At 63.6% G+C, this 374-nt stretch carries 1 protein-coding gene; it reads left to right on the forward strand.

All coding sequences use genetic code 11. The features are described from left to right. The coding region (locus AC1DQM_RS29970) for a VCBS domain-containing protein (RefSeq protein ID WP_477747282.1) at positions 1–374 on the forward strand (374 nt) is incomplete at both ends.

Below are 374 nucleotides of genomic sequence, written 5' to 3' on the forward strand. Positions count from 1 at the left end.
CAATGGACTTACACCTTGGCCAACGGCAGCGATGGCGTCGCCGGTGCCGTGCAGTCGCTGCAGGCCGGCGAGAGTCACAACGAAGTGTTCACCATCCAGGTCAGCGATGGCCTCGGTGGCGTCGACACCCAGCAGGTGACCGTGACCGTCACCGGCAGCAACGACGCACCCGTACTCAGCTTTGCGAGCGGCAACGAGCTTGGTGCAGTGCAGGAAGACAGCACGCTCAGCGTCAGCGGCCAATTCAGCTCGAGTGACATCGATCACAATGCCACCGCCACCTGGAGCATTGCCGGGTCCAATGCCGGCACTTACGGCTCGATCGCCGTCGACAGCACCGGCCAGTGGACTTACACCCTGGCCAACGGCACCGA

The organism is Pseudomonas sp. 01L34 (assembly GCF_056400265.1).